The sequence below is a fragment of the Gemmiger formicilis genome (genome assembly GCF_016900095.1).
GTDB classification, from domain to species: Bacteria; Bacillota; Clostridia; order Oscillospirales; family Ruminococcaceae; genus Gemmiger; species Gemmiger formicilis_A.
The window spans coordinates 1-13,634 of record NZ_JACJJP010000030.1; the positions used below are offsets into that span (position 1 = coordinate 1).

Consider the following 13,634-nt stretch of genomic DNA (forward strand, 5'->3'; position numbering starts at 1 on the left):
TTTCGGGGCTCCCTTTAGGGAGCGACCACAGGAGATAGGCCCTTATAGGGCCTGTTCAAACCACCCGTTCAACGGGTGGTTTTGATTGGAGACAAGGAAGCAAAGGCTCAGTTTTCGGCACGCAGGGGCAGGGTCAGGCTGTGGGCGGTGTCCGCCTCGTAGCCGGACTCAAAGTAGTAGCGCCAGGTGGCAATGGAGTTCAGCTCCTCGTCGGTGGCGGCGTAGTAGTCCAGACGGCAGCTCCACACGCCGGTCTTGGGGTCCACGGTGGCGCTGGACATGGCACTGTGTCCGTTGATCATGGTTACCAGGTCATCGTCGTCGGGAATGATTTCGGTGGGACTGGACAACCCGTAGGGCACCAGCTCGTAGCTGATGGAGCCGTTTTCCACCTTATAGTTGCGCACGGTGAAGCCGCTCACATCGGTGGTGGCCACGGTGACGCCGTTTTTCATCTCCTGGGTGGTCAGGGTGCGTTCCTGGGGATCATATTCCCCCTTGTGCACCACCGGGGTCAGGGTCAGCTCGGTGGCGCCGTCTGCGGGCGGGGTCACGTCATAGGATTCGGGTGTGTTGCTGCTGTAGTATCCATGGGTATGGATGGTATACAGTTCCTTGCCGGTGTTGTCGGTGATCAGGAGCAAACCGGGGAACAATCCTGCGGTACTGCCGGTTACGGTGGTGTTGTCCGGTTCCAGCATGGCCGGGTCGTCCCCGAAGTCCACCACCATCACCCCGCCCACCGGGCCGAAGGCCAGGCGCCGCAGGCGCAGGGGGGCATCCAGGACGACCTTGCCGTCCAGGTCTGCGGTGTAGGTCTGCCCCATATCGTAGATGCCGGGCTGGGCGCTCAGGCTCTGGGCCCGCACCTGGGCGGCGTCCAGGGTGAAGGTGAAGGACCAGCTTCCGTCCACCCCCAGGGCATTGTAGCATTCGTCCAGGTTGACGGTCAGGGTGTCACCCTGGGGCAGATCGGTGAGGGTGTAGTGCACCCAGACCTGCAGGGTGTTGTCATCCACCCGGTAGAAATCCTGCACCTGATAGCTGGCCGAGCAGACCGCCTGGCCGTTGATGAGGGGACCCTGCCCCGCATCCCCGTCAAAGGTGGGCATCCACCCCAGCAGGGCGCTCAGGTCGCTCTGGCCGAAATAGTCGCTGCCCCCCGGGCGGTTCAGCAGATCGGGGATCAGGTTGTCCTTGCGGATGGTCAGGAACAGGTTCATGGCGGCGGTGTCCATGGAAACGCTCTCCAGCGTCATGGAAAGGCCGTTGCTCTCGCAGGTCTGGCCGATGGTCACGGTGTGGGCGGCCATGGCCTCGGCGGCGGTGGAAAGGCTGCCGTGAGGGGCGTCCAGGGCGTTTTCGGCGGTGGCAGGGTCGGGGGCGTCGTTGAAGAAATGGATATCCCCCTTGCCCAGCTGCAGCAGGGCGGGCCCCACCGCCGCCACCCCCAGGGACAGGGCACACACGGCGGCCACAGCTGCCGCAAATACACCCACCTTGCGCAGGGGACGGCGGGGGGCCTTGTGCACCGCGGGGGCAGGAACTTCCTCGTCCTGCACCGGCTCCAGCCCGGCCTTCTCGCAGGCCATGGCCAGGATGCGGTCGCGCTGGTCGGCGCGCAGGGGAGCCTGGGCCACCGGCATTTCGCTCAGGCGGCCGGCCACGGAATCGGAATATTCGGGTTTACGCATGGCGGGTTTCCTCCCTTTCGCTTTCGGTGAATCTCCGGCGCAGCTTCTCCCGTCCGCGGGACAAGCGCACGTTGACGTTGTGCTCGGTCATATGCAGCAGCCGGGCAATCTCCCGGGCGGGTTCCAGCAGATAGTACCGCCGCAGAAAGATGGTGCGGTCCGGTTCCTCCAGCTCCAGCACCAACACCTGGATGCGTTCCTCCGCCTCGGTGGGCTGGGGTGTCAGCAGCCAGTCTCCGGCAATGGCTTCGTCCAGGGGCACGGTGCCCCGGCGGCGCAGGGTCCGCCACCGGCTGATGGCGGTGTTGCGGGCGGTGACGCACAGCCAGCCTTTCAGGCTCCGGGCGTCGCGCTGCAGCCGGGGAGCGTTCTGCCAGGCAGCCACCAGCACGTCGGCCACACATTCCTCGGCGTCCTGGTCGGCCTGGGGCAGTACCCGCCGCACGATGCCGTGGACCATGGCGCCGTAGTTGTCCAGCAGGGCGGCCAGTCCGGTCTGCGGGTCGGTGCACAGCAGCGCCAGAATCTCTTGATCTTGTACAGTGTGCAAGTTGGTTTCCTCCTTTGTTGGGCCCTTCATCCATCCAGACGCCCCGCCGGGGCAAAAAGTCACACGAAAAAACAAAAATCCCCGTCCTTTTTTTGCAAAGGACGGGGACAAAGCGGAAAACTCAGTAGTTCAGGATATCCTTGACCGCACCGGACATGGAGAACAGTTTGGCCGAGATATGATCCAGATAGACGATACCCAGTTTCAGGCCGCTCTCGTCATTGTAGATGTCCTGCAGCTGGGGCGCCGTCTTGAAGGCGGCCGCCTGGGCTTCGGGGCTGTTGTCAAAGTTGGCGGTGCCCTGAATCCGCATCCACTCGCCGCGGTCGTTGGCGGCGCAGATTTCCAGGTTGGTGTTGTCCAGCAGCTGCTTGTAGGCTGCCTTGTGCTTGCCGATGGCCAGGCACAGATGGTCCTTGTACCACATGGCAAACCCTATGGGACGCACCCGCGGCAGATATCCGTCCACCGTAGCCAGATAGAAGGTGGGATTGTCCTTCAAAAACTGCATAATTTCTTCACTGGGCTGCATAACGGTCCCTCCCCGTATATGTGATGAAAAAGGTGAACCGGCGTTGCCGAAATGCCGCAAAAAAGTGGTTCAGCAGCCGGACGGAAGCGTCTTGATGGCCGCCAGGATCCGGTCGGCGGCTTCCTTGGTGCGGTCGGCGTCGCCGAAGGCGGTCAGGCGGAAATACCCTTCGCCGCAGGCGCCGAAGCCCTCGCCGGGGGTGCCCACCACGCCGGCGGTTTCCAGCAGCCAGTCAAAGAACTGCCAGCTGCCCATGTTGCCGGGGCACTTCAGCCAGATGTAGGGGCTGTTCTTGCCGCCGCAGTACCATACGCCCGCCTTGTCCAGCGCGGCGCCGATGACGGCGGCGTTGCGGCGGTAGTAGTCCAGGTTCTCCTGGATTTCCTTCATGCCTTCCTCGGTGAAGACGGCGGCGGCTGCCCGCTGCACGATGTAGGCAACGCCGTTGAACTTGGTGGTCTGACGGCGCAGCCACATCTTGTTCAGGCTCATGCCTTCCCGCTCCAGGGCCTGGGGCACCACGGTGTAGCCGCAGCGGGTGCCGGTGAAGCCGGCAATCTTGGAGAAGCTGCACACCTCGATGGCGCACTCCTTGGCGCCCTCCACCTCAAAGATGCTGCGGGCCAGACCCGGCTCGCTCACAAAGCACTCGTAGGCGGCGTCGAACAGGATGACCGCCTTGTGGGCCTTGGCCCAGTCCACCCAGACCTTCAGCTGGTCCACGGTGTAGGTGGCGCCGGTGGGGTTGTTGGGGCTGCACAGATAGACGATGTCCCCCTTCAGGGAATCGTTGGGCATGGGCAGGAAGCCGTTGTCCGCGTTGGCGGGCATGTAGGCGATGCGGCGGCCGGCCATGACGTTGTCGTCCACATAAACAGGATAGACGGGGTCGGGCACCAGTACGGTGTTGTCCACGTCAAACAGGTCCAGCAGGTTGCCCAGGTCGCTCTTGGCGCCGTCGGAAATGAAGATCTCGGCGGTGTCCAGCTCCACGCCGCGGCCGGCGTAGTATTTCTGGATGGCTTCCCGCAGGAACGGGTAGCCCTGCTCGCTGGGAATGTAGCCGTGGAAGGTTTCCTTGTGGCCCTGCTCCTCACTGGCCTCGTGCAGCGCCTTTACCACACTCTTGGCCAGGGGCAGCGTCACGTCGCCGATGCCCAGCCGGATGATGTCCTTGTCGGGATGAGCGGCCTGGTAATCCGCCACCTTATGGGCGATGGTGCTGAAGAGATAGCTCTCTTCCAGTTCCGCATAATGCTTGTTGACTTTCATTTTGTTCAATTCCCCCCTGCAAAATAGGCTTATAAATGAACTTATTTTAACACAAATCCCGGTATGGTGCAATGCGCTTTACACAAGAACGTCCTTGATCAGGATGGAAAGCCCGCCCCCGGCGCTGTGGATGAACTCCACCGCCTCGTCGCTGTTGCACAGCTCGGCGGGAATCTTGATTTCAATGCCGCTTTCGGTCTTGAAGCTGCGGCTTTCCAGCCGTTTCATCCGGGCGGGGGAGACGGTCACCCGGTCGGTGGGGGTCACGCCGGTCTCGGCCAGGGCCTCGTCGAAGGCGGGGGCGGCCAGGGGATACTGCTCCTCAATGCGGGCGCGCACATCCTCCACCGCAATGGTGTTCTCCACCGCCTGGTTGCGCACCATCAGTTCCACCGCCGTTTCGGTGCCGCCGTCAAAGGGGGGCACATCCTCCAGGTCGGCGGCCTCGGGGTAGGCGGCCTGCACGGCGGCCACGGCGGTTTCGCAAACCGCCTTCAGCTTTTCCTTTTCCGGCAGGGCCTGGGTGCAGCCGAACACCCGGGTGGACAGGTAAAAGTCCTTCTTGTCGTCCAGGGTGTACCGCTTTTCGATCAGCCGGATGGTCAGGTTGGCCCGGTCGATGAGGGCGGCCTCGTCCGCCTTGGGGCTGCCGGGCAGGATGGTGCGCTGGGGGGCGATGGTGCTGCACTGGCCGTTGCCCATGACGTTGGTCACGTGGGTGTAGCCGGGACGGTAGTTCAGCTTGAGCACGCCGTAGTAGGGCACGCCCTGAACGCTGAAATCCACAATGGCCAGATCGCCCGAAGGAATGTCCGGGTATTGCAGCAGCTGTTCAAACACCACCCCGGCAATCCGGCGGGACAGATCGATGAAGTCGTCGTTGTGCTGCATCTCCTGCAAGAAGGCGGAGTCGGGCAGAAACCGACAGTTCTTGCCGTCGTCGCTGGCAAAGGCCTTTTCCAGGCAGAGGGTGAAATATTCGAAGAGGTTGGCGTCCATGTCCATGGGGCGGTCGGACAGCACCGGTTCCGAAGCCCCCGAATCCAGCAGATGAAAGATGACCTGATTCAGTTTGATATCCATGCAGAGGGTTCCTTTCTGTTTGTGTCTGGGCCCAGTATACCACATTTTGGCCCCGGTGGACAGGGGATACCGTCCCGCCCGGCGGCACAAACTAGGAGCGGAAAGGATGTGACCGCGCCATGAAACGCGAACCTTACGGTCCCGCCGCGCCCAGACTGGCCACCGACCTGCGGGGCGCCCAGCCCGACCCCGGCACCGCCGCCCCGCCCCATACCCCGCGGTATGACGAGTATCTGCGCCGCACCGTGCCTTCCCGCCAGAAGGCCGCCAAAGCCTTTCTGGACGGCAGCAGCCCCGGGGTGATGCAGAGCTACGCCCCCGGCGCCCGCCCGGGCGAGGACGGCTGGGTGGAGGACGACGAGACGGTGCGCCGCCTGATGAAATGGCGGGAAGAAGCCATTTATTAAAGTGCCGCACCGACAAAGCAACAGGCCCCGCCGTTTCGGCGGGGCCTGTTGCTGTTCATATGGCGGTTACGGCATCTGAAATCCCGGTTCCCCGGGCAGGATCAGATGGTTGTTTTGCAGAAGACGGCGGAATTCCTCTTCCGGCATCTCGAAGGTCACATCCCGGATCATGGCTTTCTCATGGAGCAGCACCTGCCAGGGCGCGCCGGCGGGCTGCTGCAAAAACAGCAGCCCCACCACTTCACCCAGGTCCTTCACCGCCGGGTCTTCCAGCAGGGAAGGGGCGGGCACCACAAAGTAATGGTCCACCATCCGGCCGTCCGCAAAATCGTGCTCGATGGCGGCGGGCCATTCCTCCGCCGTCTGGGTGTTCTTGTACTGCATGCGCAGGGACAGGAAGTCCGCCGCGGAAAGCTGGCTGGGCATGGGGCCCACCTCCTTTTACAATCAGAAAATCAGATGCGCAGGCTGGCACCCTCGCCGGTGCCGGCGCCGTCATCGAACTCATAGGTGTTGCCGGGCAGCAGGGCGTTGAGCAGGATGCCGGCAATGGCAGCGATGGCCAGACCGGACAGGTTGATGGACACGCCGGCCACCACGAAGGTCAGGCCGCCCACCGAGTTGAAGCCCAGGGCGCAGACCAGGATGACGGCGGCGATGATCAGGTTGCGGGAGTTGGTGAAGTCCACCTGGTTTTCCACCACGTTGCGCACGCCGATGGCGGAGATCATGCCGTACAGCACAAAGCTGATGCCGCCGATGATGCCGGCGGGAATGGAATTGATGATGGCGTCAAACTTGGGGCTGAAGCTCAGGATCAGGGCAAACACGGCCGCCAGACGGATGACCAGGGGATCATAGATCTTGGTCAGGGCCAGCACGCCGGTGTTCTCACCGTAGGTGGTGTTGGCGGGGCCGCCCAGCAGACCGGCCATGGTGGTGGCCAGGCCGTCGCCCATCAGGGTGCGGTTCAGGCCGGGATCCCGGATGAAGTTCTTGCCGGCGGTGGCGCTGATGGAAGCAATGTCGCCGATGTGTTCCATCATGGTGGCCAGGGCGATGGGCACGATGGTCAGCACGGCGCTGATGAATTCGGGGCTGCCGTCAATGGCGAACAGGCCCATGGCCTGGGGATGCAGGGGAATGCCGAACCAGGCGGCGTCGGCCACGGTGGAAAAGTCCACCGCACCGGTGACCAGGGCCACCGCGTAGGACACCAGGATGCCCAGCAGGATGGGCAGGATCTTGACCATTCCCTTGCCCCAGATGTTGCAGACAATGACGGTACCCAGGGCCACAAAGGCCAGCAGCCAGTTGGTCTCGCAGTTGGTGATGGCGGAAGGCGCCAGGATCAGGCCGATGGCGATGATGATGGGACCGGTGACCACGGGCGGGAACAGCTTCATGATACGGCGGATGCCGAACACGGTGATCAGCAGGCTGAACAGCACATACACCAGACCGCTCAGGGCCACGGCAGCGCAGGCATAGGGCAGCATTTCGGTGTTGGAAACGGTCTGCTGGCCGTTGGCATCCAGCAGCTTGGGCGCCACGATGGCAAAGCCGCCCAGATAGGCGAACGAGGAACCCAGGAAAGCGGGAACCTTGCCGCGGGTGATCAGGTGGAACAGCAGGGTGCCCAGACCGGCGCACAGCAGGGTGGTGGAAACACTCAGACCGGTGGTCAGGGGCACCAGAACCGTGGCGCCGAACATGGCGAACATGTGCTGCAAGCTCAGCACCAGAACCCGGGGCTTGCCCAGGGTCATGGCATCGTAAACGCCCTGGGACTGGTCGGGCGTCTGCGATGCCTGTTTCTTTTCTTCACTCATGGAACAAACATCCTCCTCAATTTTCACATGGCCCCGCAACGGCTGCCGGGTATTCTCCGCTCCATCATAGCAGAAAGTGCCCGCCCTTGCAAGTCCGCCCTTGCCCTCGGCCTTCCGTTATGCTAGGATAGACAAGATAATACCAATCAAAGAAGGTTTTGCCTTATGGAAAATCTTGTGTTCAGCATCAACGCTACCCTGCCCGTTTTTCTGGTCATGGCGGTGGGGTGGGTACTGCGCCGTCTGGGCTTTCTGCCCCCGGCTTTCTGTTCTGCCGCCGACAAGCTGGTGTTCAAGGTCACCCTGCCCATTATGCTGATGTGTGATATGGCCTCGGTGGACCTGGTGCACGACTTTGACGGCAGATTCGTGGCCTTCTGTTTCGGGGCCACCATCCTGTCCATTCTGGTGATCTGGGCATTGGCCCACCGCTTCCTGCGGGACAAATCCCTGGTGGGCGAGTTCGTCCAGGCGTCCTACCGCAGCAGCGCGGCCATTCTGGGGGTGGCCTTCATCCAGAATATTTACGGCACCGCCGGGGCGGCCCCGCTGATGATCCTGGGCAGTGTGCCGCTGTTCAACATCTTTGCGGTGACCATTCTCACGGTGGAAAATCCCGCCCGCAAAGGGACCCTGCGCCCCGGGGCGGTGGTGAAGGGGGTCGTCACCAACCCCATCCTCATCGGCATTGCGGCGGGGGCGGTGCTCAGTCTGCTGCCCTTTGAACTGCCCACCCTGGTGAACAAGACCTTCGACAGCCTGGCCTCCCTCACCAGCCCGCTGGCCCTGCTTTCCATCGGCGCTTCCTTTGAAGGAGCCAAGGCGGTGCGCAAGATCCTGCCCACCCTCATCGCTTCGGTGTGCAAGGTGGGCATCCTGTGCGCCATCTTCCTGCCGGTGGCGGTGACCCTGGGATTCCGGGACGAACAGCTGGTGGCCCTTCTCATTATGCTGGGCAGCCCCACCACCCCCACCAGCTACATCATGGCCAAAAACATGGGCCACGAAGGGGTGCTCAGCGCCAGCGTCACGGTGGTCACCACCCTGCTGTCCGCCCTGACCCTTACCGCCTGGATTTTCCTTTTCCGCAGCGGCGGATACATTGCCTGACCAGAATACCATAGAAAAAAGCCGCCCCGGCCGGGGCGGCTTTTTCGATGTATAAAATGGGAAAGAGATCAGCGCTGGTCCAGGGTGACGTACTCCTGGGCATGGCCCACATACTTGTAGGCGGGGCGGATGATGCGGTTGGCAAACTCCACTTCCTCTACCCGGTGGGCGCACCAGCCCGGCACACGGGCAATGGCGAACAGCGGGGTGAACAGATCGTTGCTGATGCCCAGCATGCGGTAGATCAGCCCGCTGAACAGGTCCACGTTGGCGCACACCCGCTTGCCGCTGGGGTGCTCCTCCGCAAAGACCTCGGGAGCCAGCCGCTCGATGCTGCACAGCATCTCGTATTCCTCGTCAAAGCCCTTGGCATAGGCCAGGCGGCGGGCATGGGTCTTGAGGATCTGGGCGCGGGGATCGCTGAGGGTGTACACGGCGTGGCCCATGCCGTAGATCAGCCCGCTGCCGTCGCCGGCTTCCTTGCGCATGATCTTGCGCAGGAACTCCCGCACTTCGCCGTCGTCCTTGGGATTGGCCACGTTTTCCAGAATGTAATCCAGCTGCTGCATGACCTTCAGGTTGGCGCCGCCGTGCTTGGGGCCTTTCAGGGCGCCGATGGCCGCCGAGATGGCCGCATAGGTGTCGGTGCCGGAGCTGGACAGCACGCGGCAGGTAAAGGTGGAGCAGTTGCCGCCGCCGTGGTCGGCGTGGACCAGCAGGCACAGATCCAGCAGACGGGCTTCCTCGTGGGTGAACTTCTGGTCCGCCCGGTAGGTGGACAGAATGTGTTCGGCGGTGCTCTGGCCCGGGGTGGGCAGGTGGAAGTACATGCTGCTGCGGTCATACACCCGGCGCTTGATCTGATACGCGTTGACCATCATGGTGGGCATCTCGGCAATCAGGTTGATGCTCTGGCGCAGGATGTTGGGCAAAGAGGTGTCCTCGGCGTGTTCGTCGTAACTGTACATGGCCAGCACGCTGCGGGCAATCTTGTTCATGATGTTGGGGGAAGGGGAGTTCAGAATCATGTCGTCCGCAAAGCCGCGGGGCAGCTCCCGATGGGTTTCCAGCAGCTTGCGGAACCGGGCAAACTGTTCGGCGTTGGGCAGGCTGCCGAACAGCAGCAGCCAGACGGCCTCCTCGAACATGAAGCGGTCGTGGGCGTCGGCTTCGGCCACCAGGGTGTCAATGTCGATGCCGCGGTAGATCAGCCGGCCGGGAATGGGTTTGACCGTGCCGTCGGGCAGCTTGTCATAGCCCACCACGCTGGAAACATTGGTAATGCCGGCCAGTACGCCGGTGCCGTCCGGGTTGCGCAAACCGCGCTTGACGCCCAGGCGGTCCGCCTCGCGGGGGTCAAGGTGAGCGTTGTGGGCCAGATATTCACCGCACAACAGCTGGATGTCCTCCGGCTCCAGGGCCGGTACGTCGGGATAGTACATCGTCTCACGCCTCCTCTATTACAGGCATGCACAAGGACATGCCGGGTACGGCACTTTACCACACAAAAGTGCCGCTTGATATAATTTTATAGGATAACAGGCCGGCCGTCAAGTGCTTTTCTTAAATTAAGAAATCGAACGCCGAAAACTAACTTTATTTTATTAAGTTTACATCCCGCTTTGGCGGGGATAACATTAAAAAGATTCGTTGACAAGGACCGGGAAAATGGGTATACTCAAAGAACAGGCTTATAAAATAAATGACCGTGCGGCGCCGTTTGCCGCCCGGTCCTACCTGAAAATACACAAAAACACCGGCGACGGCGGCCCGCGGGCCCCGCGCCGCCTACAGGAAACGGAGGTACGCATGAAACTGCATCAGAACGGGGTGTATCTGGTCAACGGCAAGCTGACCGACACCGCACCCGCCGGCATCACCAAGGAGAAAGCCGCCGAGGGCACCATCGCCTACGGCATCCTGAAAGCCCACAACACCGCGCCGGATATGAACGACCTGCGCCTGAAGTTCGATTCCATGACCAGCCACGACATCACCTACGTGGGCATCATCCAGACCGCCCGGGCGTCCGGCATGGAAAAGTTCCCCCTGCCCTACGTGCTGACCAACTGCCACAACAGCCTGTGCGCCGTGGGCGGCACCATCAATGAGGACGACCACCAGTTCGCCCTGTCCGCCGCCCACAAGTACGGCGGCATCTACGTGCCCCCCTGCATGGCGGTCATCCACAGCTATAACCGGGAGATGATGGCCGGCTGCGGCAAGATGATCCTGGGTTCCGACTCCCACACCCGCTACGGCGCCCTGGGCACCATGGCGGTGGGCGAAGGCGGCGGCGAGCTGGCCAAGCAGCTGGTGGGCCGCACCTATGATATGGCCCGCCCCGGCGTGGTGGCCGTCTACCTTACCGGCAAGCTGAACCCCGGCGTGGGTCCCCACGACGTGGCCCTGGCCCTGGTGGGGGCCACCTATGAAAACGGCTATGTGAAGAACAAGGTCATGGAGTTTGTGGGCCCCGGCGTGGCGTCTCTGTCCGCCGACTGCCGCAACGCCATCGACTGCATGACCACCGAGACCACCTGCTGGTCCAGCATCTGGCAGACCGACGCGGTCACCGAGGAATACCTGGCCATCCGCGGCCGGGCCGACGATTACCGTCAGCTGTCCCCGGCGGATGTGGCCTACTACGACGGCTGCATCGAGCTGGACCTGTCCACCGTGGAATGCATGATCGCTCTGCCCATGCACCCCAGCTACGCCTATCCCATCCGCGCCCTGAAGGAAGACCCCTACACCATCCTCAAGCAGGCGGAGGACCGGGCCAACGAACAGCTGTCCGGCAAGGTCCATATGGACCTGGTGGGTAAGATCGGCAAGGACGGCCAGATCCATGTGGACCAGGGCATCGTGGCGGGCTGCAGCGGCGGCACCTACGAGAGCCTGTGCGCCGTGGCCGACATCCTGCGCGGCAAGAGCTGCGGCAACGGACAGTTCAAGTTCAGCGCCTACCCGGACAGCATGCCCACCTATCTGGAACTGGTCAAGAACGGCGCCGTGGCCGACATCGTGTCGGCGGGCGGCATCTTCCGCGAAAGCTTCTGCGGTCCCTGCTTCGGCGCCGGCGACACCCCCGCCAACGGGGAGTTTTCCATCCGCCACACCACCCGCAACTTCCCCAACCGGGAAGGCTCCAAGCCCGGCGAAGGCCAGATCTCCGGCGTGGCCCTCATGGATGCCCGCAGCATTGCGGCCACTGCGGCGGCCGGCGGCGTGCTGACCGCTGCCAGCGAGGTGGTCCACGACGACTTTGTGGCCCCGCCCTACCACTTTGACAAGGGCGTGTACGACAAGCGTGTCTACAACGGCTGGGGCCATGCCGAGCCGGACCATGAACTGCGCTTCGGTCCCAACATCAAGGACTGGCCGGAACAGCCCGCCCTGTCCGACGACCTGCTGCTGCGCATCGTCAGCCATATCACCGACCCCGTTACCACCACCGACGAGCTGATTCCTTCCGGCGAGACCTCTTCCTTCCGCTCCAATCCTCTGCGCCTGGCAGAGTTTACCCTCTCCCGCAAGGACCCGGCTTATGTGGGCCGAGCCAAGGCCGTGAAGGCGGACGACGACGCCCGGCGCGCCGGCAGTCTGCCTGCCGGGATCGCTGCCGTGTACGACGCCCTGAAGGCCGCCGGCTGCGCGGTGGATGAAGCCAACACCAACATCGGCTCCGCCATCTTCGCCAACAAGCCCGGCGACGGTTCCGCCCGGGAACAGGCGGCCAGCTGCCAGCGGGTGCTGGGCGGTGCGGCCAACTTTGCCCTGGAGTACGCCACCAAGCGGTATCGCTCCAACTGCATCAACTGGGGCATGCTGCCCTTCCTGACCACCGACCCCGAGGCCCTGCCCCTGGACGGTTACGTCTTCCTGCCCGGCGTGCGCAAAGCCCTGCTGGACAAGGATGACACCATCCCCGGCTACGCGGTGCTGCCTTCCGGCGAGGTCAAGGCCATCACCCTGCGCCTGGGCGCCCTCACCGACGCCGAACGCCAGATCCTGGCCGACGGCTGCCTGATCAACTACTACAAGCACAACTGATTCCCATAACAGCAAGCCCCCGGCGCCATGCGCCGGGGGCTTTTTGCGTTCAGGAAAGGGAAAAGGCCCACAGGTTGCGGATCTGCGGTTCCAGTTCGTCGTAGGTCCAGTTGCGGGCACTGTTCTGGGGGCTGTTGGGGTCGTTGACCCGGATATCTCCGTCTTCCACCCCGGCCAGCAGGATGAAATGCCCGGTGGTGGTAAAGTCTCCCGGCCGCACGCTGCAGATGATCGGCCGTCCCTCCTCCAGGGCTTCGGTCACGGTGGATTCACTCAGGGGCAGTTCCTCGCTCGCCAGGCCCCAGGCCGCACAGCCGTCGGTCATCAGGGCCCAGCTGGTCACCCCGTCCACCCAGTATCCGTCCCGTTGGGCCCGGTCGGCCACCGCAGCGGGGGTGATGGTGTCGTCCCCGGTCAGCCCGGCGGCCGCCATGGCCAGACAGGTGGGCCCGCATCCGGTCATGGCCAGCAGGTCGTCCCCGTAGCGGACATAGCCCCAGCGGGGGTCCCATTGCAGCAGCAGGGGAAAGGTCCCGGCCTCCACCGTTCCGATGCTGTCGGCGGGGACGTCGTCCTTGTGGTCGGGGTAGCCTTCCACAAAGTCCAGGGCGTCGGGGTGGCGTTCCAGCAGTTCCCGCAGACTTTCGGGCCAGGTACCGCCAGTGTCGGCCAGGATGGCGGCCCGTCGGGTTTCCTCGTCCCCGGCGGGGGAGGGGACTGCACTCGCCGCCTGCACCGGGGCGGCCGCCGCAGCTTCGGGAATCCGCCGCCCGGGCAGGCCCGCGGCCCACAGAGTGCCCATCACGGCCAGGGCGCACAGACACAGTATCCCGCGCGCCTGTCGCCGCCTGGCCCGGCGGCGAACGGCTTTGCGGCGGCGGGTGGAATAAGCGGAATAAGAAGAGCGAGCAGGCATGACAGTACCTCCGGGTAACCAAAAGTGGCGGCCTTGCGCCGCTGTGTCCCGAGTATACCACGAGGCAGACAGAAAAAATTGTGCATCCCCTGCCCGAACCGTGACGATCTTCTTGCGCAATTCTTGTGATTTTCTGTCAGGGGAAAAACAAAAGGCGTAGTTGCCCCAAAATGGGCAACTAC

General features: G+C 63.2%; 12 protein-coding genes. 3 read left to right on the top strand and 9 right to left on the bottom strand.

Going from position 1 to position 13,634, the window contains the following annotated elements; translation table 11 throughout:
* Positions 1-107 precede the first annotated feature (107 nt).
* The 5 genes from H6B15_RS12395 to H6B15_RS12415 all read right to left on the bottom strand — a co-directional run bounded on the left by H6B15_RS12395 (position 108) and on the right by H6B15_RS12415 (position 5,131).
* Positions 108-1,694, bottom strand: coding sequence for a hypothetical protein (locus H6B15_RS12395; protein WP_204648318.1), 1,587 nt, complete (start codon positions 1,692-1,694; stop codon positions 108-110).
* The gene (locus H6B15_RS12400) at positions 1,687-2,244 is read right to left on the bottom strand and encodes a sigma-70 family RNA polymerase sigma factor (protein ID WP_204648319.1); all 558 of its coding nucleotides are present in this window, start codon (positions 2,242-2,244) and stop codon (positions 1,687-1,689) included. The genes H6B15_RS12395 and H6B15_RS12400 overlap by 8 nt, the downstream gene beginning before the upstream one ends.
* A gap of 121 nt (positions 2,245-2,365) precedes the next feature.
* On the bottom strand, positions 2,366-2,776 hold the full coding sequence (locus tag H6B15_RS12405; protein WP_204648320.1) for a pyridoxamine 5'-phosphate oxidase family protein: 411 nt from the start codon (positions 2,774-2,776) through the stop codon (positions 2,366-2,368).
* 69 nt (positions 2,777-2,845) lie between these two features.
* On the bottom strand, positions 2,846-4,048 hold the full coding sequence (locus tag H6B15_RS12410) for an LL-diaminopimelate aminotransferase (RefSeq protein ID WP_204648321.1): 1,203 nt from the start codon (positions 4,046-4,048) through the stop codon (positions 2,846-2,848).
* Between the two features lie 78 nt (positions 4,049-4,126).
* Positions 4,127-5,131, bottom strand: a complete 1,005-nt coding sequence (locus H6B15_RS12415) for a nucleoid-associated protein (RefSeq protein ID WP_204648322.1) — start codon at positions 5,129-5,131, stop codon at positions 4,127-4,129.
* Between the two features lie 119 nt (positions 5,132-5,250).
* Here H6B15_RS12415 and H6B15_RS12420 point away from each other — a divergent pair, with 119 nt between their 5' ends.
* Positions 5,251-5,538: a hypothetical protein gene (locus H6B15_RS12420; protein ID WP_204648323.1), complete on the top strand. Its 288-nt coding sequence runs from the start codon at positions 5,251-5,253 to the stop codon at positions 5,536-5,538.
* Between the two features lie 66 nt (positions 5,539-5,604).
* Here the strand turns inward: H6B15_RS12420 and H6B15_RS12425 are convergent, their stop codons facing one another.
* Both H6B15_RS12425 and H6B15_RS12430 read right to left on the bottom strand, forming a co-directional pair.
* Positions 5,605-5,964, bottom strand: a complete 360-nt coding sequence (locus H6B15_RS12425) for a hypothetical protein (RefSeq protein ID WP_204648324.1) — start codon at positions 5,962-5,964, stop codon at positions 5,605-5,607.
* Between the two features lie 29 nt (positions 5,965-5,993).
* A complete protein-coding gene (locus tag H6B15_RS12430) occupies positions 5,994-7,370 on the bottom strand; it encodes a uracil-xanthine permease family protein (RefSeq protein WP_204648325.1) in 1,377 nt (458 codons plus the stop codon).
* Positions 7,371-7,535: 165 nt separating this feature from the next.
* Here H6B15_RS12430 and H6B15_RS12435 point away from each other — a divergent pair, with 165 nt between their 5' ends.
* The gene (locus H6B15_RS12435; RefSeq protein WP_204648326.1) at positions 7,536-8,480 is read left to right on the top strand and encodes an AEC family transporter; all 945 of its coding nucleotides are present in this window, start codon (positions 7,536-7,538) and stop codon (positions 8,478-8,480) included.
* A 68-nt stretch (positions 8,481-8,548) separates the two neighbouring features.
* Here H6B15_RS12435 and H6B15_RS12440 read toward each other — a convergent pair whose 3' ends face one another.
* Complete coding sequence (locus tag H6B15_RS12440) at positions 8,549-9,922, bottom strand: citrate synthase (RefSeq protein ID WP_204648327.1); 1,374 nt, start codon at positions 9,920-9,922, stop codon at positions 8,549-8,551.
* A 367-nt stretch (positions 9,923-10,289) separates the two neighbouring features.
* Here H6B15_RS12440 and H6B15_RS12445 point away from each other — a divergent pair, with 367 nt between their 5' ends.
* Entirely contained in the window at positions 10,290-12,536 is a 2,247-nt protein-coding gene (locus H6B15_RS12445; RefSeq protein ID WP_204648328.1) for a hydratase, read from the top strand.
* 49 nt (positions 12,537-12,585) lie between these two features.
* Here H6B15_RS12445 and H6B15_RS12450 read toward each other — a convergent pair whose 3' ends face one another.
* A complete protein-coding gene (locus H6B15_RS12450; protein WP_204648329.1) occupies positions 12,586-13,452 on the bottom strand; it encodes a C39 family peptidase in 867 nt (288 codons plus the stop codon).
* Positions 13,453-13,634 lie beyond the last annotated feature (182 nt).

Bases quoted from the DNA above. Each gene is read 5' to 3' on its own strand.
- H6B15_RS12430 (WP_204648325.1), bottom strand. From the start codon at position 7,370: ATGAGTGAAGAAAAGAAACAGGCATCGCAGACGCCCGACCAGTCCCAG.
- H6B15_RS12420 (WP_204648323.1), top strand. From the start codon at position 5,251: ATGAAACGCGAACCTTACGGTCCCGCCGCGCCCAGACTGGCCACCGAC.
- H6B15_RS12435 (WP_204648326.1), top strand. From the start codon at position 7,536: ATGGAAAATCTTGTGTTCAGCATCAACGCTACCCTGCCCGTTTTTCTG.
- H6B15_RS12405 (WP_204648320.1), bottom strand. From the start codon at position 2,776: ATGCAGCCCAGTGAAGAAATTATGCAGTTTTTGAAGGACAATCCCACC.
- H6B15_RS12445 (WP_204648328.1), top strand. From the start codon at position 10,290: ATGAAACTGCATCAGAACGGGGTGTATCTGGTCAACGGCAAGCTGACC.
- H6B15_RS12395 (WP_204648318.1), bottom strand. From the start codon at position 1,694: ATGCGTAAACCCGAATATTCCGATTCCGTGGCCGGCCGCCTGAGCGAA.
- H6B15_RS12415 (WP_204648322.1), bottom strand. From the start codon at position 5,131: ATGGATATCAAACTGAATCAGGTCATCTTTCATCTGCTGGATTCGGGG.
- H6B15_RS12410 (WP_204648321.1), bottom strand. From the start codon at position 4,048: ATGAAAGTCAACAAGCATTATGCGGAACTGGAAGAGAGCTATCTCTTC.
- H6B15_RS12425 (WP_204648324.1), bottom strand. From the start codon at position 5,964: ATGCCCAGCCAGCTTTCCGCGGCGGACTTCCTGTCCCTGCGCATGCAG.
- H6B15_RS12440 (WP_204648327.1), bottom strand. From the start codon at position 9,922: ATGTACTATCCCGACGTACCGGCCCTGGAGCCGGAGGACATCCAGCTG.
- H6B15_RS12450 (WP_204648329.1), bottom strand. From the start codon at position 13,452: ATGCCTGCTCGCTCTTCTTATTCCGCTTATTCCACCCGCCGCCGCAAA.